Source organism: Streptomyces katrae (assembly GCF_000717655.1).
Taxonomy (GTDB): domain Bacteria; phylum Actinomycetota; class Actinomycetes; order Streptomycetales; family Streptomycetaceae; genus Streptomyces; species Streptomyces katrae_B.
In genome coordinates this window covers 361414-384256 of record NZ_JNZY01000010.1, presented here as the reverse complement: position 1 = coordinate 384256, position 22843 = coordinate 361414, and the positions used below count along the sequence as shown (strand labels likewise).

General features: G+C 72.6%; 16 protein-coding genes and 1 pseudogene. 4 read left to right on the top strand and 13 right to left on the bottom strand.

Translation table 11 applies throughout. The annotated features are described in order from the left end of the window. Positions 1-114 precede the first annotated feature (114 nt). Positions 115-642 (top strand): hypothetical protein, encoded by a 528-nt coding sequence (locus tag IF09_RS0115450; RefSeq protein ID WP_030295972.1) that lies wholly within the window; start codon positions 115-117, stop codon positions 640-642. Between the two features lie 125 nt (positions 643-767). Further along, positions 768-1151, top strand: coding sequence for a hypothetical protein (locus IF09_RS0115445; RefSeq protein WP_158709979.1), 384 nt, complete (start codon positions 768-770; stop codon positions 1149-1151). On the opposite strand, the gene IF09_RS0115440 is transcribed toward IF09_RS0115445, so the two are convergent. Next, on the bottom strand, positions 1133-3352 hold the full coding sequence (locus IF09_RS0115440; protein WP_051832479.1) for a SpoIIE family protein phosphatase: 2220 nt from the start codon (positions 3350-3352) through the stop codon (positions 1133-1135). The genes IF09_RS0115445 and IF09_RS0115440 overlap by 19 nt on opposite strands. Positions 3353-3437: 85 nt before the next feature. Further along, a complete protein-coding gene (locus IF09_RS0115435) occupies positions 3438-3917 on the bottom strand; it encodes a GNAT family N-acetyltransferase (protein WP_030295964.1) in 480 nt (159 codons plus the stop codon). Positions 3918-3943: 26 nt separating this feature from the next. On the opposite strand from IF09_RS0115435, the gene IF09_RS0115430 reads away from it, so the two are divergent. Beyond that, positions 3944-4477 carry a CGNR zinc finger domain-containing protein gene (locus tag IF09_RS0115430; RefSeq protein ID WP_030295962.1) on the top strand — a complete coding sequence of 178 codons (534 nt, stop codon included), beginning with the start codon at positions 3944-3946 and terminating at the stop codon, positions 4475-4477. Positions 4478-4672: 195 nt separating this feature from the next. Here the strand turns inward: IF09_RS0115430 and IF09_RS0115425 are convergent, their stop codons facing one another. The 10 genes and pseudogenes from IF09_RS0115425 to betA form a co-directional block, all read right to left on the bottom strand. Next, a complete protein-coding gene (locus IF09_RS0115425) occupies positions 4673-5302 on the bottom strand; it encodes a sarcosine oxidase subunit gamma (RefSeq protein ID WP_030295960.1) in 630 nt (209 codons plus the stop codon). Further along, positions 5295-8395, bottom strand: a pseudogene (locus IF09_RS0115420) (sarcosine oxidase subunit delta family protein). Before IF09_RS0115420 ends, IF09_RS0115425 begins: the two are co-directional and overlap by 8 nt. Positions 8396-8407: 12 nt before the next feature. After that, a complete protein-coding gene (locus IF09_RS0115410) occupies positions 8408-9640 on the bottom strand; it encodes a sarcosine oxidase subunit beta family protein (protein ID WP_030295954.1) in 1233 nt (410 codons plus the stop codon). Further along, positions 9637-12111: a GcvT family protein gene (locus tag IF09_RS0115405; protein WP_030295952.1), complete on the bottom strand. Its 2475-nt coding sequence runs from the start codon at positions 12109-12111 to the stop codon at positions 9637-9639. The genes IF09_RS0115410 and IF09_RS0115405 overlap by 4 nt, the downstream gene beginning before the upstream one ends. A gap of 207 nt (positions 12112-12318) precedes the next feature. Then, a complete protein-coding gene (locus tag IF09_RS0115400; RefSeq protein ID WP_051832478.1) occupies positions 12319-13335 on the bottom strand; it encodes an ABC transporter substrate-binding protein in 1017 nt (338 codons plus the stop codon). Positions 13336-13357: 22 nt separating this feature from the next. Next, complete coding sequence (locus IF09_RS0115395; protein ID WP_030295941.1) at positions 13358-15382, bottom strand: ABC transporter permease; 2025 nt, start codon at positions 15380-15382, stop codon at positions 13358-13360. Further along, entirely contained in the window at positions 15382-16464 is a 1083-nt protein-coding gene (locus IF09_RS0115390; RefSeq protein WP_037634885.1) for a quaternary amine ABC transporter ATP-binding protein, read from the bottom strand. Before IF09_RS0115390 ends, IF09_RS0115395 begins: the two co-directional genes overlap by 1 nt. Positions 16465-16492: 28 nt before the next feature. Then, positions 16493-17962 carry an aldehyde dehydrogenase family protein gene (locus IF09_RS0115385; RefSeq protein ID WP_030295937.1) on the bottom strand — a complete coding sequence of 490 codons (1470 nt, stop codon included), beginning with the start codon at positions 17960-17962 and terminating at the stop codon, positions 16493-16495. Between the two features lie 160 nt (positions 17963-18122). Next, entirely contained in the window at positions 18123-19007 is an 885-nt protein-coding gene (locus IF09_RS0115380; RefSeq protein ID WP_051832477.1) for a methylenetetrahydrofolate reductase, read from the bottom strand. Between the two features lie 11 nt (positions 19008-19018). Continuing rightward, on the bottom strand, positions 19019-20713 hold the full coding sequence (gene betA / locus IF09_RS0115375) for a choline dehydrogenase (RefSeq protein WP_030295934.1): 1695 nt from the start codon (positions 20711-20713) through the stop codon (positions 19019-19021). A gap of 167 nt (positions 20714-20880) precedes the next feature. Here betA and IF09_RS0115370 point away from each other — a divergent pair, with 167 nt between their 5' ends. Then, positions 20881-21678: an IclR family transcriptional regulator gene (locus IF09_RS0115370; protein ID WP_030295932.1), complete on the top strand. Its 798-nt coding sequence runs from the start codon at positions 20881-20883 to the stop codon at positions 21676-21678. Here the strand turns inward: IF09_RS0115370 and IF09_RS0115365 are convergent. Next, positions 21650-22837 carry an aromatic ring-hydroxylating oxygenase subunit alpha gene (locus tag IF09_RS0115365; RefSeq protein WP_051832476.1) on the bottom strand — a complete coding sequence of 396 codons (1188 nt, stop codon included), beginning with the start codon at positions 22835-22837 and terminating at the stop codon, positions 21650-21652. The genes IF09_RS0115370 and IF09_RS0115365 overlap by 29 nt on opposite strands. Between the last annotated feature and the right edge of the window lie 6 nt (positions 22838-22843).

Here is a 22843-nt window from a genome sequence, read left to right as displayed (position 1 = left end):
CTCGCCGGTATCTCGCGGACGTACCAGCCCAGAAGGCTGCCCCCTGCGCGAGCGGGGGGGTGCGCGCAAAGCGCTGATTCCGTCACGTTCCGCGCCCCGCGCTAGGTTGTGGCCGTGGGCATCTACATGGTGAGCGTCACCGCGGAGGACTGGCGCGGTGCGTACGAGGGCGGCCGGGCGGAGATCGCGGCCGGGCTGGACCGGGAGCTGGGCCGGCGGGGACTGCCGCCGTACGCACCCGGGCCGGGCCCGACGCCCCGCTTCGAGGAGAAGATGGTTCCCCCGATGGACGGCTTCGTCGAGCTGTGCCGGGAACACGGGGTGGACGACCTGCTCTCCTGGTCCGTGCTGGTGCCGCTCTCCCTCGACTCGGAGATCACTGTGGCGACGCAGGAGGAACCCGACGAGCCCGTCGCCGTCGCCGGCGCTCCGCAGGTGCTGCTGATGGCGGAACTCCTGGCGGCGTCCGCCCCGCTCCCGCCCGAGGTCCTCGCCCCCTCCGGCCCCCTCGCCCTGACCTCCTGGTACTTCGACGCTTCCGCGCGCGAAGTCCCGGGCGCGGACAGGACGTTCCACACCGCCCTGTACCTCCACGCGGCCCGCCACTGCCTGACCCACGGCTGCCCGGTGGTCTACAGCTGACCTGCAGAATCGATCCCTCCGCGAACCTTCCGGCTGTTCGATTGCCTCGGCAGCTGTCCGGACCGACGCTGAACGGGATCTGCACGTGGACAGCACTGGGGGTTCCGGTGATCAGGAAACGATGCATGCCCGTTCTTGCCATGGCATTCGGCGCCCTCCTCACGCTGGGCGGGTGCGGCGAACCCAACGACCCGCCGAGGGGCTCGGACGTGGTCACGCCCTCCGACCGTACCGGTGGGCAGCGGCCGGCCGGTGTTCCGCGGGAGCTGGTGGGCAGTTGGAGCGGCGGCAGCTCGGACGGGTTCCGGTCGTCCGTTTACAGCTTCTACGCGGACGGCACGTACCGCATGGACCTCAACCGTGTGGGGACCGTCACCGGCCGCTTCGTCGCCAGCGGCAGCCGGCTCACCACCTATACCGAGGCGGGCTCGCCCACGACGTACGAGTGGTACGTCGGGCAGGACGGCTACCTCCACCTGAACGGCCAGACCTACGTGCCGTTCCCCTGAGCCGGGGACCGGGTCTGGGAGCGCAGGAGGAGGAGGGCGGTGTCGTCGGTGCGGGGCGCGCCGCTGCGGGCGTGTTCGATGAGGTCGTCCGCGAGGTCGTCCAGGGGGTGGTCCCCGGCGGTTGCGGTGATGCGAGCGGCGACCGCGGAGATGGCCTCCTCGAGGTCTTCACCGGGGACCTCGACCAGGCCGTCGGTGTAGAGGGTGAGGAGGGTGGCGGGGGCGAAGGGGATCTCGACCGCCGTGTACGAGGCGTCGGGATCGATGCCCAGGAGCAGACCCGGCGGCAGGTGGAGCATCCGGGCCGGGCCGTCGGCGTGGCGCAGCAGGGGCGGCGGGTGCCCGGCGGTGGCCAGGTGGGCGGTCCGGGCCGCCAGGTCGATGTGGGCGTACAGGCAGCTGGTGAACAGCCCCGGTTCGAGGTCCGTCAGGAGCCGGTTGGTGCGGGCGAGGACCTCTGCGGGCGGTGCGCCGGCGGTGGCGTGGACGGCCGCGCGGACCTGGCCCATGAGAGCGGCGGCGTTCACGTTGTGGCCCTGGACGTCGCCGATGGCGGCCGCGACCGTGGTGTCGTCGATGCGGATGAGGTCGTAGAAGTCGCCGCCGATGTCGAGGCCGTGCGCCGCGGGCAGGTAGCGGGCGGTCACTTCGAGGTGCGGGATGCGGGGCAGGGCGTGGGGCAGCAGGCCGGTCTGCAGGCTGTGGGCGAGCTGGTGGGTGGAGTCGTAGATGCGGGCGCGGTCCAGGGCCTGGGCGATGAGTCCGGCGATGGAGATGAGGACGGCCCGTTCGCCGGGGGCGAAGGTACGGGGGCGGGCGTAGGCGAGGACGAGGGTGCCGATGGGGCGTTTGGAGGCGATCAGCGGCAGGAAGGCCCAGGCGGCCATGCCGTCCGCGACCACGATGGCCGGGAAGGCGGCCAGGAGCTCGCTCTCGTCGCCGAAGAACAGCGGGTTGCCCGTACGCAGGCCATGGGTGGTGGCGGTGTCGAGGCTGAGGGGCATGCCGTCGTAGCGGGCCATGAGCTCGGCCGGGTAGCCGCGGTGCCCGACCATGCGCAGGCGCTGTTCCTCCGCCACCAGGAGGGCCATGGCCTGGGCTCCGAGGGCGGGGACGAGCTGGTCGGCGGCCTGGTCGACCACGTCCTGGGCGTGGGCGGCCTCGGTGAGGGTGGCTGCCAGGTGCATGAGCTGGTAGAGGGCGGTGGCCCGGCTGGGGGACGGCTCCGCGGAAGCGGCCGTCGGCGGGGCGGGCGGCGGGGCGGGCTGGTCGGCGACCTGCCTGATGCGGACGCTGATCCCGGTGTCGTCCGGGTAGAGGTCGAACCGCAGGTACCGGCCGATCGGGGGCGCGGCGGTGAAGCTGCGGGGCGTCCGGCTGATCACGGTGGCCCGGTAGTGGTCCTCGATGGTGGGGTTGTCCATCCAGGGAAGGGCCTCCCAGGGCAGGGCTCCGCGCAGCTGGGAGACGGGTGCGCCGAGCAGCTCGGCCGCCTCGGGGGTGATGAAGGTGATCGTGCCGTTCAGGTCGAGTGCGCAGTTGCCGCCGGGCAGCCTGCGGACGAAGGCCAGGGCGGCGGCGGCCTCGACCGGTCCGGGTGTGGGCGGGGGAAGCGGCCGCAGTGTGACCGGCTGCGCCGGGGGCCGGATCGGGCGGCCGTCGTCGGCGGCCTGTCCCAGGATGTGCGCGAGCCGGTGGCAGGACGTCTCCACGGACCGGCGTTCCGCGTCGGTCAGGCGGGGGCCGTGGGAGCCGGGCCACAGCAGTACGAGTCCGGCCCCCGGGGGCCCTCCCCGGTCGGCGGCCTGGGCCGGGAGCGGGGCGGCGACCAGGGCGAAGTCGTACGGGAGGACCAGGCCGAGGCGCGGGTAGCGGCGGGCCGTCTCCTCCTGGCCGCCGAGCCAGACGAGCCGGCCGTCGCGGACGGCGTCTGCCACGGGGACGGGATCGTCCAGCCCGACGCGCGACCAGGGCAGCGCGAACTCGCGGGACACCCCGGCGGCCATCGCCAGGTGCAGGACGCGCCGGGCGGGATCGGGCAGGTAGAGCATGCCGATGGACGCCCCGGCGTCACTGCGGGCGTCGAGCAGCGCCTCCCCCAGCACCCGCTGGGCGGCCCCTTCGGGCGCCGCGGCCCGCTGGGCCCTTTCGCCACCCTCGGGACCCTCGCCACCCTGGTCACGCCCTGGAAGGTTTCGCACCCGACCATGTTCCCTCCACACGCTCCCCCACGTCGGCACCCGCCCGTGCCGGGCGAGCCCGAAGCCGCGTCGTGCGGTACCGCCGTCACGGGCGCCGGCACAGGGCGGGGTCGGGGTGGTCGTCGAAGCCGAGCGCGCGGTAGAGCGGTTCGCCCTCGGCGGAGGCGTACAGGTCCACGCGCGCGGCCTCGCGTTCCCGGAACCAGTCGAGCAGGGCCCCCATGATCGCCCGGCTGTGCCCGCGCCGCCGGTGGGCCGGGTCAGTGACCACGCCGATCACCTGCCCGACCCGGCCGTTGCACAGGTGCGGTCCGGGCAGCCGCTGCTCGACGGTGCCGATGCCGCATGCGGCGAGGCCGTGGCCGCCGTCCACGACGAGGATCCGTACGGAGTCCGCCGTCAGCTGTTCCTTCAGCACCACGGCCAGCGCGCTGCGCCAATCCCCCTGCGCCGTCGTGGGGTTGAAGAACTCGCCGCCCAGGCTGTCGAACAACAGCGCCCGCAGCCGGACGAGTTCCGCGACATCGGCGTCCGTCGCCTGCCGTACTCCCGTGTGGTCCGTCATGCCGACCAGACTGGTGTAATGGTCTGGTGCACCTCAACCCTTACGGCGAGGACGCCGTCAACCTCGCTGCGGACCTGGCCAACCGGCGCCCGGCGAGCCCCGAGGAACTCGCGGACCGCTGCCGGGCAGCCGGGCTGGCCCTCGAAGGACCGGTCACTCCCCAGGACCTGGACCGGGTCGGGGCCGCGCTGGACGCGTGGGAGAAGGTCGTCGACGCCGCCGACGAGCCGGAGCGTGCCGAGCTGGTCAACCGGATGCTGGAGGCCGCCGCCGCCCATCCGCGGCTGACCGACCACGCCGGCGACGGCTGGCACCTGCACTACCGCCCCGACCGGCAGCCGCTCGGCTCCCTGCTGTTCTCGCTGATCTCCGTCGGGACGGCGCTGCATCTGGCCGGGCGCGGCATGCACCGGCTGAGGCGGTGTGCCGTGGCCGAGTGCGCCACGGTCTTCGCCGACACCTCCCGTACCGGACGCAGGCGCTACTGCACCCAGCGCTGCGCCAACCGCGACGCGGTACGACGGCACCGCGCCGCTCGGGGCGGCGGGGACCCGGCTTAGCAGGGCGTTACGCGTAGGGGTCGAAGGGGACGGGCCGGCTCTCGCCCACCGCGGAGGGCGAAACGTTTCTGCATTGTCGTTCGTCGACGCCGACAGCCAGATGCGCACGTCATCTCCTCGGCCCGTACCACTGGTTCCGGGCACCATCGCGTTTCCCTGGTCGCACGACCGGTGCCACGCCGGCGCGGGGAGCCCTCAGGCCGGGGTCGGGTCGGGCGGATTCCAGATGTACTCCGAAGCCGCGTCGAGGAGCCATTCGGCGAGGTAGCCGGCGAACGAGGAGCGCACCAGGACCCGGAATCCGGGCCGGTGTCCCTCGCACGGGACCAGCACCACCTGGGCCCGGGCCAGCGTGGTCTGGGCGCAGCGGCCGGCGCCGAAGGCGCGGGGGTGCAGGTCGAGGGAGCAGCCGTGCGCGAGGAGTGCGGCGGCCCGGGCTCCGCCGACGAACAGGGTGGTGCGCTGTGCCGAGACGTCGACGACCGCCGCATGCCGGTCGCCCACGGCCTCGCGCAGCCGGGCTTCGAGGTGCGTCCCGGTTCCGGCCGGGCCGATGACGAGCCATTCGTCCGGGCCGAGCCACAGCGCCGCGAACTCCCCGCCGTGCGCGACCGTGCCGGGCTCCCTCGGCAGCGGGAATCCGATCGCGAGCCCGACGGCGTCCGCTGCCGGCCCCTTGGGGTCGAGCCGTACGTCGACCTGGGCGAGGAAGGGGAGTTCCGCCAGCCGCAGGGCGCCGCCCGAGGCGCGGGTGGCGGCGGCGAAGCGTTCGGCGTACGGCGCGAGCGGGCTCAGCCCGGCGCGGCGGGCGGCGGTGTCAGCCATCGCGGCGTGCCCCCTCGGGGTCGTAGAGGACGGGACCGGTGACGGTGACCGGGACGAGGCCCCCGTCCACGGGTGCGTACAGCCGGTCGCCGATGCGGTCCCGGCCGCCCTTGACCAGGGCGAGCGCGAAGCTCCGGCCGAGCGCCGCGCTGCGGTAGCTGGAGGTGACGTGCCCGAGCATCGGCACCGGCGGTTCGGGCAGCAGGGCTGCGGCGACCAGTTGGGTGCCTTCGGGCAGCAGGATGCCGGGGTCGTCCGGCAGCAGTCCGACGAGGTGCTTGCGGTCGGGCCGGGCGGTGTCGGGCCGGGTGTACGAGCGCTTGCCGATGAAGTCGGGCTTCTTGCGGGACACGACCCAGCTCATGCCGAGGTCGTGCGGGGTCACGGTGCCGTCGGTGTCCTGGCCGACGATCGGGTAGCCCTTCTCGGCGCGCAGGACGTGCATCGTCTCGGTGCCGTACGGGGTGATGCCGAGGGGCCGGCCCGCCTCGTACAGCGCCTCCCACAGCTCTCGGGCGTGCCAGGGCAGTACGTTGATCTCGTACGCCAGCTCACCGGAGAAGCTGATCCGGCACACGCGGGCCGGGATCCCGGCAACGGCCGTGTCCCGCCAGGCCATGAAGGGGAAGTCGGCCGCGTCCACGGCGAGTCGGGGGGCGAGCCCGCGCAGGACGTCCCGGGAGCGCGGTCCGACGAGGGCCACGGTGGCCCACTGTTCGGTGACCGAGGTGCAGTGCACGCGCAGTTCGGGCCACTCCGTCTGGAGCCATTCCTCCATCCAGTCCAGTACGGCCGCGGCGTTGCCGGTCGTGGTGGTGACGAGGTAGCGGTCGTCGGCGAGGCGGATGACGGTGCCGTCGTCGAAGACCATCCCGTCCGGGCGGCACATGACGCCGTAGCGGCTCATGCCGGTCTTCAGGGTGCTCATGATGTTGGTGTAGAGCCGGTCCAGGAAGACACCGGCGTCCGGCCCCTGTACGTCGATCTTGCCGAGGGTGGAGGCGTCCATGAGGGCGACGCCCTCGCGGGCGGCGCGGCATTCGCGCAGCACCGCCGCCGCCTTGTCCTCGCCGGCCTGCGGGTAGTACCAGGGCCGTTTCCACTGGCCGACGTTCTCGAACTCGGCGCCGTGCGCGACGTGCCAGTCGTGCAGGGCGGTCACGCGTACGGGGTCGTGCAGCAGGCCGCGGTCGCGGCCGGCGAGCGCGGCGAAGGAGACCGGGGCGTACGGGGCGCGGAAGGTCGTCGTGCCCAGCTCGCCGACGCCGACGCCCAGCAGGTGTGCGACGACTCCGCTCGCGAGCACGCCCGAGGTCTTGCCCTGGTCGTTCGCGGTGCCCGCCGTGGTGTAGCGCTTGAGGTGTTCCGCCGAGCGGAGGCCGGCGCCCGTCGCGCGGGCGAGGTCGTCGACGGTGACATCGCGCTGGAGGTCGACGAAGCTGCGCGCGGTGTCCGTACCGGGGACCACCCAGAGGTGCCGGGCGGGGGTCCGGGGCTGTGCGGAGACGGACGGCAGCGGGAGCGCGTCGGTCGCGGTGAAGCTCTCGGCTTCGAGGGCCCGGGTTCCCGCGGCCCGGCCCTCGGCCAGGCAGTGGGAGAGGTCGAAGGCACCGCGGGCCCCGCCGGCGGCCTCCACCGCCTGGCGGCAGCCGTCCGGGACGAACGTCCCGAGCACGGGGTCGTACCGCAGCCGCCCGCCCGCCTGGCTGAACAGGTGGACGACCGGGTTCCAGCCGCCGGACACGAGCAGGAGGTCGGCGGGGAGCTCGCGGGCGGCGGAGGATTCCCCGGGACCGGACACCGTCACCGAGGAGAGTCCGGGCACGCCCGCGGTGCCCGTCACCACGTGCCCGGCGAGCACGTCGATGCCTGCCTCGGCGGCACGGCGCGACCACTCCCCCGGCCGGGGCCGGGCGTCGACCACCGCGGCGATGTCGACACCCGCCGCGGCCAGGTCGAGGACGGCGGCGTACGCACTGTCGTTGGTGGTGAACACGACCGCGCGGCGGCCAGGTACGACACCGAACCGGTGCAGGTACGTACGGGCGGCCCCGGCGAGCATGACGCCCGGGCGGTCGTTGTCGGCGAAGGCGAGCGAGCGTTCGTGCGCGCCGGTCGCGAGCACGACCCGGCGCGCACGGATCCGCCACACCCGCTCGCGGGAGACGTGCGCGGGGGCCTGCGCGCCTAGGTGGTGGGTGCGGCGCTCCACGGCGAGCACGTGGTTGTCGTCGTAGTGCCCGAAGACGGTGGTGCGCAGCAGTACGCGGACCTCGGGCGCCGCGTCGAGCTCGGCGCCCGCCGCGGCGGCCCACTCGGGCAGCTCGCCCGTGCCGAGCAGGCTGCCGCCGGGCTCGGGCCGGTCGTCGGCGAGGATCACGCGCGCCCCGCTGCGGGCGGCCGCCGTCGCCGCGGCGAGGCCGGCCGGGCCCGCGCCGACGACCAGCAGGTCGCAGTGGGCGTGGACCGCGTCGTAGCGGGCGGGGTCGGGTGCGGTGGCGAGCCGGCCCTGCCCGGGCAGGCTGCTCGCGACGAGCCCGTCGTACAGCTCGACGGTCGTGGCGGGCAGCATCGGCTCGGGGAAGGGTTCCTCGATCTGTACGACGGCGTTCGGCTCCTCGACCCCGGCGGTGAAGATCCCGCGCGGGCGCCCGAGTCTGACGCTGCTCCCGGCCTGGTGGACGCCGTGGGCGAGCAGCGCCGAGGCGAGCGTGTCACCGCGGTAGCCCTGGTAGTCCACTCCGTCGAAGCGGAAGCGGAGCGGCCGGTCCCGCCGGATGCGGCCGCGATCGGGCAGCCGGAAGGGGTGCGCGGTCATGAGCTCACCGGCCTCGGCTCGCCGGTCCGGTAGACGGAGCGGATCTCGTTGGTCGCCGTGTCCCGGACCACGTTGAACCAGCGGCGGCAGCCGTCCGCGTGGCTCCACCGCTCGGCGAAGGGCCCTTTGGGGTTGTCGCGGAAGAAGAGGTAACGGGCCCACGCCTCGTCGCTCAGGGACGCGGGGTCCGCCGGGTAGGGCACGTGCGCCTGGCCGCCGTAGTGGAACTCGGCCTCGTCGCGGGGCCCGCACCAGGGACAGGGGATGAGCAGCATCGTCTCGGCTCCTCAGTGGGCCACCGCGGCCGCGCCGTGCTCGTCGACGAGCGCGCCGGTGGTGAAGCGTTCGAGCGTGAAGGGGGCGCCCAGCGGATGCGGGGCGTCGTGGGCGATGGTGTGCGCGAAGGCCCAGCCGACCCCCGGTGTGGCCTTGAAACCCCCGGTGCCCCAGCCGCAGTTGACGTAGAGGTTCTGCACGGGGGTGAGCCCGATGATCGGGGACGCGTCGGGGCTGACGTCGACGATGCCGCCCCAGGTGCGCAGGACGTGCGCGCGGGCGAAGACCGGGAAGAGTTCGAGGGCGGCCGCCATCTGGCGTTCGATGATGTGGAACGCGCCGCGCTGCGTGTACGCGTTGTACGCGTCGATGCCGGCGCCCATGACCAGCTCGCCCTTGTGGGCCTGGCTGACGTACACGTGCACCGCGTTGGACATCACGACGGTGGGGTGTACGGGCTCCAGCAGCTCGGAGACCAGCGCTTGCAGCGGGTGGCTCTGCAGGGGGACCTCGAAGCCGGCCATCGCGGCCAGTACGGAGGAGTGCCCGGCCGCGCACAGGGCGACGCGGCCGGCGGCGATCGGGCCGAGCGAGGTCTGCACCCCGGTGACCCGGCCGTGCTGCACGTCGATGCCGGTGACCTCGCAGTTCTGGACGAGGTCGATGCCGGCGGCGTCGGCGGCGCGGGCGAGACCCCAGGCGACGTGGTCGTGTTTGGCGATGCCCGCGCGCGGCTGGTGGGTGGCGCCCATGACGGGATACCGCACGTCCGGGGAGGTGTCGACGATCGGGCAGACCTCCTTGACCTGCGCGGGGTCGAGCCATTCGGCGTCCACGCCGTTCAGCCGGTTGGCCTCGACGCGGCGCACGCCGTCCCGTACGTCCTGGAGGGTGTGGGCCAGGTTCAGCACGCCGCGCTGGGAGAACAGGATCGGATAGTCGAGGTCCTCCTCCAGCCCCTCCCACAGTTTGAGGGCGTGCTCGTAGATCCCGGCGCTCTCGTCCCAGAGGTAGTTGGAGCGGATGATGGTGGTGTTGCGGGCCATGTTGCCGCCGGCGAGCCAGCCGCGTTCGAGGACGGCGACGTCGGTGATGCCGTGGTTCTTCGCCAGGTAGTGGGCGGTGGCCAGGCCGTGTCCGCCGCCGCCCACGATGACCACGTCGTAACTGCGCCTGGGCTCGGGCGTGCGCCACAGCCACGCCGGGTGCTCGGGCAGGTCTGCGCCCGGAGGGCGGGGGCTCATCGGGCGTCTCCCGACAGGCCGCGCAGGCGTAGCATCCCCGGGTCGAACAGCGGCTCCTCGGCGACCACGGCCGCGATGCGCAGGTCGAAGTAGCCGATGTCCAGGGCGCGGCCCGGCGTGGCGAGCTCGGCGGGCAGCCAGGCGTAGGCGATGCCCTTGCCGATGGTGTAGCCGTACGCGGCGCTGGTGACGTAGCCGACCGGCCGGTCCCCGTCGTACACGGGCTCCTTGCCCATGACGACGGCGCTCGGATCGTCGATGGTCAGGCAGGTGAGGCGGCGCCGGACGTCCGCGGCGCGCCGCTCCAGCGCGGCCCGGCCGATGAAATCGCCCTTGCCCGTCTTGACTGCGAAGCCGAGTCCGGCCTCGTACGGGTCGTGTTCGTGACCCATGTCGGTGCCGAAGGCCCGGTAGCCCTTCTCCAGGCGCAGGCTGTTGAAGGCGCCGCGGCCGGCTGCGATGCCGCCGTACGGCTGCGCGGCCTCCCAGAGCGTGTCCCACAGCTTCAGCCCCATGTCGGCGCTCGTGTACAGCTCCCAGCCGAGCTCGCCGACGTAGCTGAGGCGCAGGGCCGTGACGGGGACGGCCCCGATGTGGGCGCTGCGGGCCCTGAAGTAGCGCAGGCCTTCGTTGGAGAAGTCGGCGTCGGCGAGCGGCTGGAGCACCTCGCGCGCCTTCGGCCCCCACAGGCCGATGCAGCAGGTGCCCGCGGTGATGTCCCGTACGGCGACCGAGCCGTCCGCGGGGAGGTGGCGGGTGAACCAGTCGAGGTCGAGGTTGCCGTTGGCCCCGATCTGGAAGCGGTGCCGGGCGAGCCGGGCCACCGTGATGTCGCTGCGGATGCCGCCGTTCCGGTCGAGCATCAGCGTGTACGTCACCGAGCCGACGGACTTGTCGACGTCGGAGGTGGTCAGGCGCTGGAGGAAGGCTGCGGCTCCGCGGCCGGAGACCTCCAGCCGTTTGAGGGCCGACATGTCGTACAGGGCGACGCTCTCCCGGGTGGCCAGGGCCTCGGCGCCGACGATCGGCGACCACATCCGTGCGGCCCAGTCGCCCGGGACCGGGATGTCCCACCGGTCCAGGAGGGGTTCGTTGGCTTCGTACCACTGGGGCCGTTCCCAGCCGGAGGCCTCCAGGAAGAAGGCGCCGAGTTCGCGTTCGCGGACGTGGAAGGGGCTGGTGCGCAGCGGACGCGGCGCACCGGCGGGCTCGAGCGGGTGGAGGATGTCGTAGACCTCGACGAAGTTCTGGCAGTCGCGGGCGAGTACGTACGCGGGGGCGAGCTGGTGCGGCTCGAAGCGGTTGACGTCGCATGCGTGCAGGTCGAAGGAGGAGCAGTGGCCGTCCACGAGCCATTCGGCCATGGCGCGGCCGACGCCGGCGGAGTGGGTGACCCAGACGGCCTCGGCGACCCAGAAGCCCTTGACGTCCGGTGACGGACCGAGCAGGGGCATTCCGTCGGTGGTGAACGAGAAGAGCCCGTTGATGCCCTCCTCGACCTTGGCGTCGCGCGTCGCGGGCAGCAGCGACCGGGTCTCGGTCCAGGCCTCGGCGAAGTCGTCGGCCGTGAACCGCAGTACGGACGGCATGTCGGGGGAGGAGTCGACCGGCGCGATGTCGTCGGCGGACACCGGCATCGGGCGGTGTCCGTAGAAGCCGATGCCGAGCCGGTCGTGGCGGTCGCGGTAGTAGAGGTCGGCGTCCTGGTGGCGCAGGATGGGGCGGACCGCTTCCTCTGTCTGTCCGGCGAGCGCGGGGACGGGGCCGGTCCATGCCAGCTGGTGGCCGAGCGGGGTCAGCGGCAGGCTCATCCCGACCATGCGGGCGACCTTGGGGCCCCAGATGCCGGCGCAGCACACGACGATGTCGGCGGGGATCTCGCCGCGGTCCGTGACGACGGCGGTGACGCGGTCGCCGTCTGTGGTGTCGTCGGCTTCGGTGCGGATGTCCAGCACCTCGTGGCGCTCCAGGAGGCGTACGCCCCGGGCGCGGGCGGCCCGGAGCTGCGCCTCCACCGCGAGCACCGCCTTGGCCAGGCCGTCGGTGGGGACCAGCAGTCCGCCGAGCACGCGGTCGCGGTTGAGCAGGGGGTGCAGCGCCACGCAGGCGTCCGGGTCCAGGAGCCGGCCCTCGACGCCCCAGGAGGTGAGCCAGCCGTGGCGGCGCCGCAGATCGGTGAGGCGCTCCGGGGTGGTGGCCACTTCGAGCCCGCCGACCTGGAGGAAGCAGGGCTGCCCGTCGACGTCGAGGGTGCTGAGCTTCTCGACGGTGTAGCGGGCCAGTTCGGTCATGGTCTTCGACGGGTTCGCCTGGAACACGAGGCCGGGGGCGTGGGACGAGGAGCCGCCGGTGGCGGGGAGCGGACCCTGGTCGACCACCGTGAGCGCGGTCCAGCCGCGCGAGGAGAGTTCGTCCGCCAGTGCTGCACCCACGACGCCCGCTCCGATGATGACCACGCGCGGTCCCGCCATCTCCGCCCCTCCGATTCGAACGAAATCGAGTTGCCGTCAGCGCAACGTGGTGCAGGCTGCGCAACTCACAGTGCCGGTCGCCCAGGGCGGTGTCAAGAGCGTCGAACGCGACGCAACTCCCCTGCACAGAGGGCGGAGACAGCCGTACCCGGCGGGCTGTCGAAGCAGCCCGCCGGGCACGGTGCGGTGCACAGGAAGGGGAGCGGATCAGTCCTTCTTCCCGAGCCAGGCGTCGACCTTCGTGCGGTTGCCCTCCACCCATTTCCTGGCGGCGTCGTCCGGCGACATCTTGTCCTGCGCGATGTACTTCGCCACGAGGTTCTGGTCGTCGTTCGACCAGCTGAAGTTCTTCACGAGCTGGTAGGCCGGGCTGCCCGAATCGGCGAACTTCTTGCTGACGATCTTGTCCAGCGCGTAGACGGGGTAGTCGCAGGCCACCTTCTCGGGGTCGTCGTCGCAGCCCGCCTTGTACTCCGGCAGCTCCACCTTGACGAGCTTCAGCTCGGAGAACAGCCACTGCGGCTCGTAGAAGTAGCCGATGACGGGCGTCTTCTTGGCCTCGGCCTGGCGGAACGCCTGGATCAGCGCGGCCTCGCTCCCCGAGTACACGACCTTGAAATCGAGGTTCAGGTTCTTCACCAGGGCGCCGTCATTGGTGACGAACGACGGGTCGCCGTCCAGCAATTGGCCCTTGTTGCCGGACTCCGAGGTCTTGAGCTGGTCCGCGTACTTGTTGAGGTTCTGCCATGTGGTGATGTCCGGGTACTTCTCCGCCAGCCACGGCGGCACGTACCAGCCGATGACCCCCTTGTTGCCCGTCTCCCCGGCGGCGACGGCCGTCTGCTGCTGTTCGATGTACTTCTTCTTCAGGTCCGGGTGGCCCCAGTTCTCGACGATCGCATCGACCTCGCCGGTGCCGAAACCCTGCCAGGCGACCTCTTCCTTGAGGTCCTTCTTCGTCACCTCGCACCCGAGGTCCTTCTTCGCGACGTACGCGATGACCGCCGCGTTGGCCTCGTACCCGACCCACGGGTTGACGGCGAGGTTGAAGGACCCGCACGTGCCTGCGCTGCCGCCCCCGCCCGAAGGTCCGGCGCCTGCCTCGCCGACCTTCGCGCCGCTGCATCCGGCGAGCGCGAGGGCCAGCGCCGACAGGCCGGCCAGCGCCGCCCGCCGGGCCGGGCGCCGCTGCGGCGCCGGTCCTGTGTTGAGGTTCCCTGCCATGTGTCCTGCCCCTTCTTCCGCCTCAGCGCCCGCCGGGGGCTGTTGCCGCCCGGTGCGCCGCCGCCTGGGTGATCCGGTCGAACATGACCCCGAGCAGCACGATGGCCAGGCCCGCCGCCAGCCCCTTGCCGTACAACTGGCCCTGCGAGAAGCCCGCCACGACGTCGTAGCCGAGGGCGCCCGCCCCGACCAGCCCGCCGACGACGACCATCGACAGGACGTGGACCAGCCCCTGGTTCGTGGCGAGCGCGAGGGCTCCGCGGGCCATCGGGAGCTGGACCTTCGTGATGATCTGCCAGGTGCTGGAGCCGGCCGACACCGCCGCCTCCACCGTGCTCTGCGGTACCCCGCGCACCCCGTCCGCGATGATCTTCACCGTTACCGGGGCCGCGTAGACGATCGCCGCCACGATCGCCGTGAACCGGCTCGCGCCGAACAGGGCCAGGAACGGCACCAGATAGACGAACGCCGGCATCGTCTGTCCCGCGTCGAGCACGGGGCGGATCAGCCGGTCGGCCAGGGCGCTGCGCCCCATCCACACGCCCACCGCGACGCCGAGGGCCAGGACGACGACCGTGGCGACCAAGCTGGAGGCCAGCGTCGTCATGCTGTCCCGCCACAGGCCCGTCCCGACGATCAGCGCCACGCACACCGCCGCGGTGGCCGCCGCGCGCCGGCCGCCGAGCAGCGCACCGAGGGCCACCACCACCGCGCCGACCAGCCACCACGGGGAGCCGGTCAGCAGCGCCTCGAAGGGGTTGAGCAGCAAGGTGGTGACCACGTCGCGCAGACCGCCCGTCACACCGGAGAAGCTGCCCTGCGCCCAGCCGGTCACGGAGTCCGCCGTACGGGCGATCGCCCCGCCGACACCGGAATCGGCGGGGAACTGCGCCGCCCATACATAGGTGTGGGAGAGCCACATGCACACGGCGGTGAACACACCCCCGCCGAGGAGCAGCGGGCGGCGCCGGCGCGCCGCACGCCCGACGCGGCGCCGGGCGTCCTCCCCACGCCCCCGGCCTTCGGCCGGGAGGACCACCATCTCGCTTCGCGCGCTCGCCGCAGTGGTCACGCGGTCCAGCACGATGGCCAGTACGACGATGGCGAGCCCGGCGTTGAACGCCGTGCCCACGTCCAGCGTCTCCAGTGCCTTGACGACGGTCTTGCCCAGCCCGGGCGCGTCGATGAGGGCGGCGATGGTGACCATGGACAGCGCGGCCATGATGGTCTGGTTCACGCCCAGCACCACGGTGCGCTTCGACATCGGCAGCAGCACGGTGGCGAGCGTCTGGCGCCGCGTCGCGCCGAGCGACTCGGCCGCCTCGACCGTGACGGCGGGGACCGAGCGGATCGCGTGGGCGGTGATGCGTACGGCGGGCGGGGTCGCGAAGATCAGCGTGGCGATCGTGGCGGACGCCGGGCCGATCAGGAAGAACAGCGTCAGCGGGGCCAGGTAGACGAAGGTCGGCATCGTCTGCATGAAGTCGAGCACCGGGGTCGCCAGGCGGTGCACCCGGTCCGACAGCCCGGTCCAGACACCGAGCGGAATGCCGATGAGCAGCGAGACCAGGACGGCCGCCGCGGTCAGGGCGAGCGTGTCCATGCTCTCGCGCCACAGCCCCTGGAGGCCGAAGAACACGAACCCGGCGACGGCCAGCGCGGCCACCCGGACGTTCCCGAACGCCCACGACACGTATCCGACGAGGGCGACGACGCCCAGCCAGCCGATCACCGGGACCGGGCGGCCGTAGGACGGCTGCGCGATCAGCGCCTGGAGGAAGGTGACCAGGTGGTCGATGCCCAGCCGGATTTCGTTGAAGACGTAGAGGAAGACCGGGTTGCTGTTGCGGCCGGCGCCCACGGCGTCGTTGATCTCGTTGAACCGCCGGTGGAGCGGGGCCAGTTCGGCGGTGCCGAGGGGAAGGGTGTGGACGCCGCGCAGGGCGAGCCAGAGAGCGGCCCACCCGACGAGGACCGCGGCCGCGACCCGTGCGCGCCCGCCGCGTACGGGCGTGCGTCCCGCGCTCGCCGCCACCAGGGCGGCCATCACGCACCGCCCTCCGGGCCGGCGACGACCGCGAGGATCTCCTCGTCGTCGACGACGCCCAGCAGCCGCCCGTTCTCGACGACCTTCACGGGCCGGTCCGCTGCGAGGACGGCGCGCGTCGCGTCGCGGACGACGGTGTCCGGGCCGAGCTCCGGTCCGTCGAGTGCGTCCTCCGGGCGGGCCGGGCGCATGATCCAGCGAAGGGTGAGCACGCGCGAGCGCGGCACGTCCGCCACGAAGTCCCGCACGTAGTCGTCGGCGGGCGCCCCGACGAGCTCGTCGCCCGTACCGCACTGGACGGTGCGGCCGTCGCGCATGATGAGGATGCGGTCGCCGAGCTTCAGCGCCTCGGACAGGTCGTGGGTGACGAACACCATCGTCTTGCCGACCTCGCGGTGCAGCCGGACGACCTCGTTCTGCATGTCCCGGCGGATCAGCGGGTCGAGCGCGGAGAACGGCTCGTCGAACAGGAGCACGTCCGGGTCGCCGGCGAGGGCGCGGGCCAGCCCGACCCGCTGCTGCATGCCGCCGGAGAGCTGGTCGGGGTAGGAGTGCTCGTACCCGGCGAGGCCGACCAGCTCGACCACCTCCATGGCACGCCGGGTGCGCTCGGCCCGGCCGGTGCCGCGGATCTCCAGCCCGTACGCGACGTTGTCCAGGACCCGGCGGTGCGGCAGCAGCCCGAAGTGCTGGAAGACCATCGCGAACTTGCGCCGCCGCAGCTCGCGCAGCCTCGCGCGATCGGCGGCTCGGATGTCCTCGCCCTCGAGGACGAGCTCGCCGGCCGTCGGCTCGATCAGCCGGGTCAGACAGCGCACCAGCGTCGACTTCCCCGAGCCGGACAGGCCCATGACCACGAAGACCTCGCCGGGCGACACGTCGAAGGCCACGTCCCGTACGGCCGCGGTGCAGCCGGTGCGCTCCATGAGCTCGCGGCGCGAGAGGGCGCACAGCTCGGGCGAGTCCGGCACCCGCGCCGCCTTGGGCCCGAAGACCTTCCACAGGCCGCGGACGGAGATCACGGGGGTCCCGTCCCCGGACGCGTCCCGCTGCGACGGCAGTTCTGTCTTCGTTGCGGTCACTGTCGGCCTCTCTTCGGATGGCACCGGCTCAGCCGCGGAACCAGCGCTGCGCCCTCGGCTGGATGTTCTGCCAGATGTGCTTGGGTTCGCGGTACTCGTCCAGGCCCGTCGGGCCCAGCTCGCGGCCGACACCCGAACGCCCGAAGCCGCCCCATTCGGCCTGGGGGAGGTACGGGTGGTAATCGTTGATCCAGACCGTGCCGTGCCGCAGCCGCCGGGCGACGCGCTGGGCCTTGCCCGCGTCCTGGGTCCACACCGCGCCGGCGAGCCCGTACTCCGTGTCGTTGGCGAGCCGTACCGCCTCGTCCTCGCCCGAGAACCGCTCGACGGTGAGCACCGGGCCGAAGGACTCCTCCCGTACGACGCGCATGTCCGGGCGGCACGCGTCGAGCACGGTCGGCGGGTAGTAGAAGCCGTCGGCGAGCGCCGGGTCCTCGGGGCGCCGGCCGCCGCAGCGCAGTACGGCGCCCTCCGCGAGGCCCGCCGCGACGTACTCCTCGATCTCGGCCCGGTGGGCGGCGGAGATCAGCGGCCCGGTCTCGGCGGCGGGGTCGAAGGGGCCGCCCAGCCGGATGGTGCGGGCCCGGCGCACGAGCTCGTCGACGAAGGCGTCGTGCAGCGGGTCCTCGACGATCAGGCGGGCGCCGGCCGAGCAGACCTGCCCGGAGTGCAGGAAGACGGCGGTCAGGGAGAAGTCCACGGCCGCCTCGAAGTCGGCATCGGCGAATACCACGTTGGGGTTCTTGCCGCCCAGTTCCAGCGCGACCTTCTTCACGGTGACCGCGGCGGCCGCCATGACCTGCCGGCCCGTCTCGAGGCCGCCCGTGAAGGAGACCATGTCCACGCCCGGGTGCTCGGCGAGCGGCGCACCGGCCCCGGGCCCCGCCCCCAGGACGAGGTTCGCCGCGCCGGCGGGCAGCCCGGCCTCCTCCAGCGCGCGCATGAGCAGGATCGAGGTGGACGGGGTGAGCTCGCTGGGCTTGAGGACGAGCGTGTTGCCGGCGACGAGGGCGGGCGCCACCTTCCACGCGGCCTGGAGCAGCGGGTAGTTCCACGGGGTGATCAGCCCGCACACCCCGACCGGCTCGTACACGACCTGGCTGACGGCGTCCTCACGGCCCGTGTCGACCACCCGGCCCGCGCTGGTGCCAGCGATACCGCCGAAGTACCGCAAGCAGGCCACGACGTCGGCGACGTCGTACTCGCTCTCCACCAGGCGCTTGCCGGTGTCGAGGGATTCGGCACGGGCGAACTCCGCCGCCTCGCGCTCCAGCACCTCGGCGGTGCGCAGCAGCAGCGCGCCGCGCTCCCGTTCGGGTGTGCGCGGCCACGGCCCCTCGTCGAAGGCGCTGCGCGCGGCGGCGATCGCGGCTTCGGAGTCGGCCCGCGTCGCTTCGGACACGGTCCGCACGAGCGCGCCGTCGGCGGGGCAGTGAATGTCCCGACGGCCGCCCGCGGCCGCTTCGCGCCACTTCCCACCGACGTACAGATCTGCCACGCGCGGAGCCTCCATACGGGTAACACCGGTATGTGCGTTGCGTATTGCGCATCGTATTGCTCGGAATGGAACGACACGATCGCCCACGGGGTGCGGTACGTCAAGGGGACGGGCGCCCGGGCACGGCGGTTCCACGGCGGCCGGCGCCGCGCTCAGCCCTTCAGCCGCCGATGCGCTCCAGCATCGCTCGGCGCCAGCGCTCGGTCTCGGCGATCTGGTTGAACGTGAACAGGTGCAGCCCGGCCACCGCCGCCTCGGGCGAGCTCAGCGCGGGGGCGCTGCGGCGCAGCAGCCGCTCCGGGGAGTAGCCACCGGGCGCCGCGAAGCGCAGGAACCACGAGGGGTGCCGGGTGAGGAACCTGGCCGACTCCCCCACGCCGATCTTCGTGGCCATGGACAGCAGCTTCGCGCGCTCGACCGGGCCGGCGATCCCGACGTGCACGGGCAGCACGACGTGCCGGCGGCGCACTCGCGCGAGCCACTGGCGCAGGGTCGCCGGGTCGAAGCACAGGTTGCTGACGATGTACGTCGCGTGCGGCTGCTTGTCCCCCATCGCCCGGACCGTGACGTCGTCGGCGATGAGGGGATGGCTCTCCGGGTAGCCGGTGATGCCGACATGCGCGAACGGGCTGCCCAGCTCGCCGAGCCGGCGCAGCACGGGCAGGGCCGCGTCGTACGCCCCGGCCGGCGGGTCGGCGTCGCCGGCCGGGACGAAGACGTCCTCGATGCCGGCGGCGACGAGCCGGTCCACGATGTCCGCGAGGTGAGCGGCGTCGGCGATCTGCCGGGCCGGGAGGTGCGGGACGACCCGGTAGCCGTGCCCGGCCAGGCGGGTGGCGAGGTCCAGCGTCGGGCCGAGGCCCTTGGCCGGGGAGGCCGTGACCGTGACGGGCACCTCCGCCGGTACGTGGGCCAGGACCTTGTCCTCGGTGGCCTTCGCCGGCAGGACCTCGTAGCGGACCCTGCGCAGGAGCCCGGCCAGGCCGCCCCCGGTGACCGGGGCGGGCAGGGGGCGTTCGGGGTACGGCGTGGGCCGGGCGGACATGCCGCTCCTCCTCAGGTGTGGCCGGGGTGCTGCCCCTGCTCTGCCTCGCTGCCGAGGCGGTGGTGCCGGTAGAACTCGGCCTTGGACGGCGGCAGCGGCTCGTTGCCCAGGATGAGATCGGCGGCCTTCTCGGCCACCATCATGACGGGTGCGTAGATGTTCCCGTTCGTCACGTAGGGCATCACGGAGGCGTCCACGACGCGCAGCCCCTCCAGGCCGTGCACGCGCAGGCTCGCCGGATCGGTGACCGCCCCCTCGCCGGTCCCCATCCTGGCGGTGCAGGACGGGTGCAGGGCGGTCTCGCCCTCCCTGGCGACCCAGTCGAGGATCTGCTCGTCGGTCTCCACGTCCGGCCCGGGCGAGATCTCGCCGTCGTTGTACGGGGCCAGCCCGGGCCGGCCGAGGATGGTGCGCGCCGCCCGGATCGCCTCGACCCACTCGCGGCGGTCCTGCTCGGTGGAGAGGTAGTTGAACCGCAGGGCCGGGTGCACCCGGGGGTCCTTGCTCCTGATCTTGACCGAGCCCCTGGCGTCGGAGTACATGGGGCCGACGTGCACCTGGTAGCCGTGGCCCCCGGCGGGCGCGGAGCCGTCGTAGCGGACCGCGACGGGCAGGAAGTGGAACATCAGGTTGGGGTAGGCGACGTCCTCGTTGCTCCGCGCGAAACCGCCGGCCTCGAAGTGGTTGGTCGCGCCGGGGCCGGTACGGAAGAGCCACTGGAGGCCGATCCAGGGGCGGTGGCGCCACTTCAGGTAGGGCTGCATCGAGACCGGCTGCTTGCACGCGTACTGGACGTACACCTCCAGGTGGTCCTGGAGGTTCTCCCCCACGCCCGGCAGATCGTGTACGACGTCGATGTCCAGGGCCCGCAGCTCGTCGGTGTTGCCGACGCCGGACAGCTGGAGCAGCTGGGGGGAGTTGATCGCGCCGCCGGACAGGATCACCTCGCCGGCCCGCACCTGCCGGACCGCCCCGCGGCCGCGGCAGTACTCGACTCCGACGGCGCGCTTGCCCTCGAAGAGGATCCGGGTCACGAAGGCCCTGGTCCGCACGTCGAGATTGGACCGCTTCATGGCCGGGTGGAGGTAGGCCCGGGCGGCGGACAGCCGACGCCCGCGGTGGATGGTGCGGTCGAAGGCCGCGAAGCCCTCCTGCCGGTAGCCGTTGACGTCGTCGGTCAGTGGGTATCCGGCCTGCCGGACCGCCTCCATGAAGGCCGGGAAGAGCGGGCTGGTCGCCGGGCCGCGCTCCAGGACGAGGGGTCCGGAGCGGCCGCGGAACGCGTCCTGCGGGTCCGCGGCCAGGCAGTTCTCCATCCGGTTGAAGTAGGGGAGGCAGTGCGCGTAGTCCCAGTTCTCCATGCCGGGGTCGGCGGCCCAGCGCTCGTAGTCCAGGGGGTTGCCGCGCTGGAAGATCATTCCGTTGATGCTGCTCGACCCGCCCAGCACCTTGCCGCGGGCGTGGTAGATGCGCCGCCCGTTCATGTGCGGCTCGGGCTCGGACTCGTACCTCCAGTCGTAGAAGCGGCTGCCGATGGGGAACGTGAGCGCCGCGGGCATGTGGATGAAGACGTCCCACGGGTAGTCCGGGCGACCGGCTTCGAGGACCAGGACGCGGTTGCCGGGGTCCGCGGAGAGCCGGTTCGCCAGGGCGCTGCCGGCCGAGCCGCCGCCGACGATGACGAAGTCGTATTGCTGGGGCACCATCGGAGTCTCGTCCCTCCGTCGTCTCCGGCCGAGGGCTGCCCCCCAGCCGTCAAGATGCGGCGCATGCTAGTACGGGTATCGCCAGGCGCACCAGGTTGCGTTCCGCGCAACTTTCCGGCCGCGGCCAGGACCGATCACCTGTTGATGACGGCGCGTATAGTTTCGCCATGAGCAACTACGAGGCAGCCACCGAAACCGCGGGCGCGCCGGCGGGCGGGGTGCAGTCCGTCGACCGCGCCGTCAGCGTGCTGGAGATCCTCGCCCAGCGCGGCGAGGCGGGCGTCAGTGAAGTGGCGGCGGAGATCGACGTCCACAAGTCGACGGCGTTCCGGCTGCTCGGGGCGCTCGAGGCGCGCGGCCTCGTCGAACAGGCCACCGAGCGCGGCAAGTACCGGCTCGGTTTCGGCATCGTGCGGCTGGCGGGCGCGGTCACGGGGCGGATCGACATCACGCAGGTGGGCCGCCCGGTGTGCGAACGGCTGGCCGAGGAGCTCGGCGAGACGGTCAACATCGCGATCCTGGAGGAGCAGTACGCGATCAATCTCTGCCAGGTGCGCGGCCCGGGCGCGGTCACGGCGCACAACTGGGTCGGCCAGCTGACCCCGCTGCACGCCACCTCCAGCGGGAAGGTGCTCCTCGCCCACCTCCCGGCGAAGCAGCGCGTGCAGCTGCTGGCGGAGGCCGGGCTGAAGAAGTACACGCCGAGCACCCTGACCGCCAGGACGAAGCTGGAGAAGAACCTCGTCGCATCCCTGGACCGCGGGTACGCCATGACGTTCGAGGAGTACGAGATCGGGCTGCACGCCATGGCCGCCCCGATCCGCGACCGGGACGGCGTGGTCATCGCCGCGATCAGCGCATCGGGGCCCGGCTACCGCTTCAGCGAGGAGCGCATGCACGAGCTGGCGCCGCTGCTGCTCAAGGGCGCGCAGGAGATCAGCCACCGCATGGGCCACCTGGGCTGAGCGGCCGCTGCAACGGCTCCTGCCGCGGCTGCCCGTGCCCGGCGTCCAGGCGCCCCCGGACCCAGTCGTGGAACGCTCCGATGTGGTGCTCACTGGGCACGAGCACCCCGCCGTGGGCGTACATGCGGGAGCTCATCGCGGGCTGGCAGCGCTCGCAGGCGTCGAAGTCCTGCCGGTTGACCCGGTCGAAGAGCTCGACGGAGCGGCTGACGTCCTTGCCGCTCTCCACCACGTCCTTGAGGTAGAGCCAGTCGCATTCGACGACCGTGCGGTCGGCCGCGACCGGGTACATCCGGTGGAAGATCACGTGGTCCGGCACCAGATTGACGAAGACCTGAGGCCGCACGGTGATCGCGTAGTACTTGCGGTCCTGGTCCGGCGAGACGGTGGGGATCCGGTCGAGACCCTCCGAGCCGTCGACGGTGAAGCCCTGGATGCCCTCGCCGAAGGCGGCGCCGTGCCCGACGTAGTACTGCGCCGCGTAGCCCTCGGTGAACTCCGGGAGCACCTCGGTGAGTTCGGGGTGAATGGTGGCGCAGTGGTAGCACTCCATGAAGTTCTCGATGATGAGCTTCCAGTTCGCCTTGACGTCGTAGACGATCCGCCGGCCGACCTCCAGGTCCTCGATGCCGTACCGCTCGATCGACTCCGCGTCGCCGAGCCGCTCGACGGCCGCGCCCATGACCTGCTCCTCGAAGGAGGGCGGACTGTCCGCGAGGCAGACCCAGACGTAGCCGAGCCATTCGCGTACGGACACGGGCACCAGCCCGAACTCGGTCCGGCCGACGTCGGGCATCTTCGTGAGGTTGGGGGCGGCGATCAGCCTGCCGTCGAGGGCGTACGTCCAGGCGTGGTACGGGCATCGGAAGGCCCGTCCGGCCTCGCCGGCCGGCTCCGTGCACAGCTTCGCGCCGCGGTGCCGGCACACGTTGAAGTAGGCGCGGACCGCCTGGTCGCGCGCCCGCGTCACCAGGATGCTCTCGCGGCCCACGTCCACGGTCCGGAAGGCGCCCGGCTTGGCCAGCTCGGACGAGCGCCCCACGCAGAACCACATCGTCTCGAAGATGCGTTCCTGCTCCAGCCGGAAGATGTCCGGGGCGGTGTAGTACTCGCCGGGAAGGGTGGCGATCAGGCTTTCCGGCAGGCCGGTCGTGGTCACGTGCAC

What these genes read in the sequence shown, in the direction of transcription:
- IF09_RS0115445 (WP_158709979.1), top strand. Translation starts at nt 768, where the DNA reads ATGCCCGTTCTTGCCATGGCATTCGGCGCCCTCCTCACGCTGGGCGGG.
- IF09_RS0115395 (WP_030295941.1), bottom strand. Translation starts at nt 15,382, where the DNA reads ATGGCCGCCCTGGTGGCGGCGAGCGCGGGACGCACGCCCGTACGCGGC.
- betA (WP_030295934.1), bottom strand. Translation starts at nt 20,713, where the DNA reads ATGGTGCCCCAGCAATACGACTTCGTCATCGTCGGCGGCGGCTCGGCC.
- IF09_RS0115435 (WP_030295964.1), bottom strand. Translation starts at nt 3,917, where the DNA reads ATGACGGACCACACGGGAGTACGGCAGGCGACGGACGCCGATGTCGCG.
- IF09_RS0115370 (WP_030295932.1), top strand. Translation starts at nt 20,881, where the DNA reads ATGAGCAACTACGAGGCAGCCACCGAAACCGCGGGCGCGCCGGCGGGC.
- IF09_RS0115405 (WP_030295952.1), bottom strand. Translation starts at nt 12,111, where the DNA reads ATGGCGGGACCGCGCGTGGTCATCATCGGAGCGGGCGTCGTGGGTGCA.
- IF09_RS0115425 (WP_030295960.1), bottom strand. Translation starts at nt 5,302, where the DNA reads ATGGCTGACACCGCCGCCCGCCGCGCCGGGCTGAGCCCGCTCGCGCCG.
- IF09_RS0115400 (WP_051832478.1), bottom strand. Translation starts at nt 13,335, where the DNA reads ATGGCAGGGAACCTCAACACAGGACCGGCGCCGCAGCGGCGCCCGGCC.
- IF09_RS0115410 (WP_030295954.1), bottom strand. Translation starts at nt 9,640, where the DNA reads ATGAGCCCCCGCCCTCCGGGCGCAGACCTGCCCGAGCACCCGGCGTGG.
- IF09_RS0115380 (WP_051832477.1), bottom strand. Translation starts at nt 19,007, where the DNA reads ATGTCCGCCCGGCCCACGCCGTACCCCGAACGCCCCCTGCCCGCCCCG.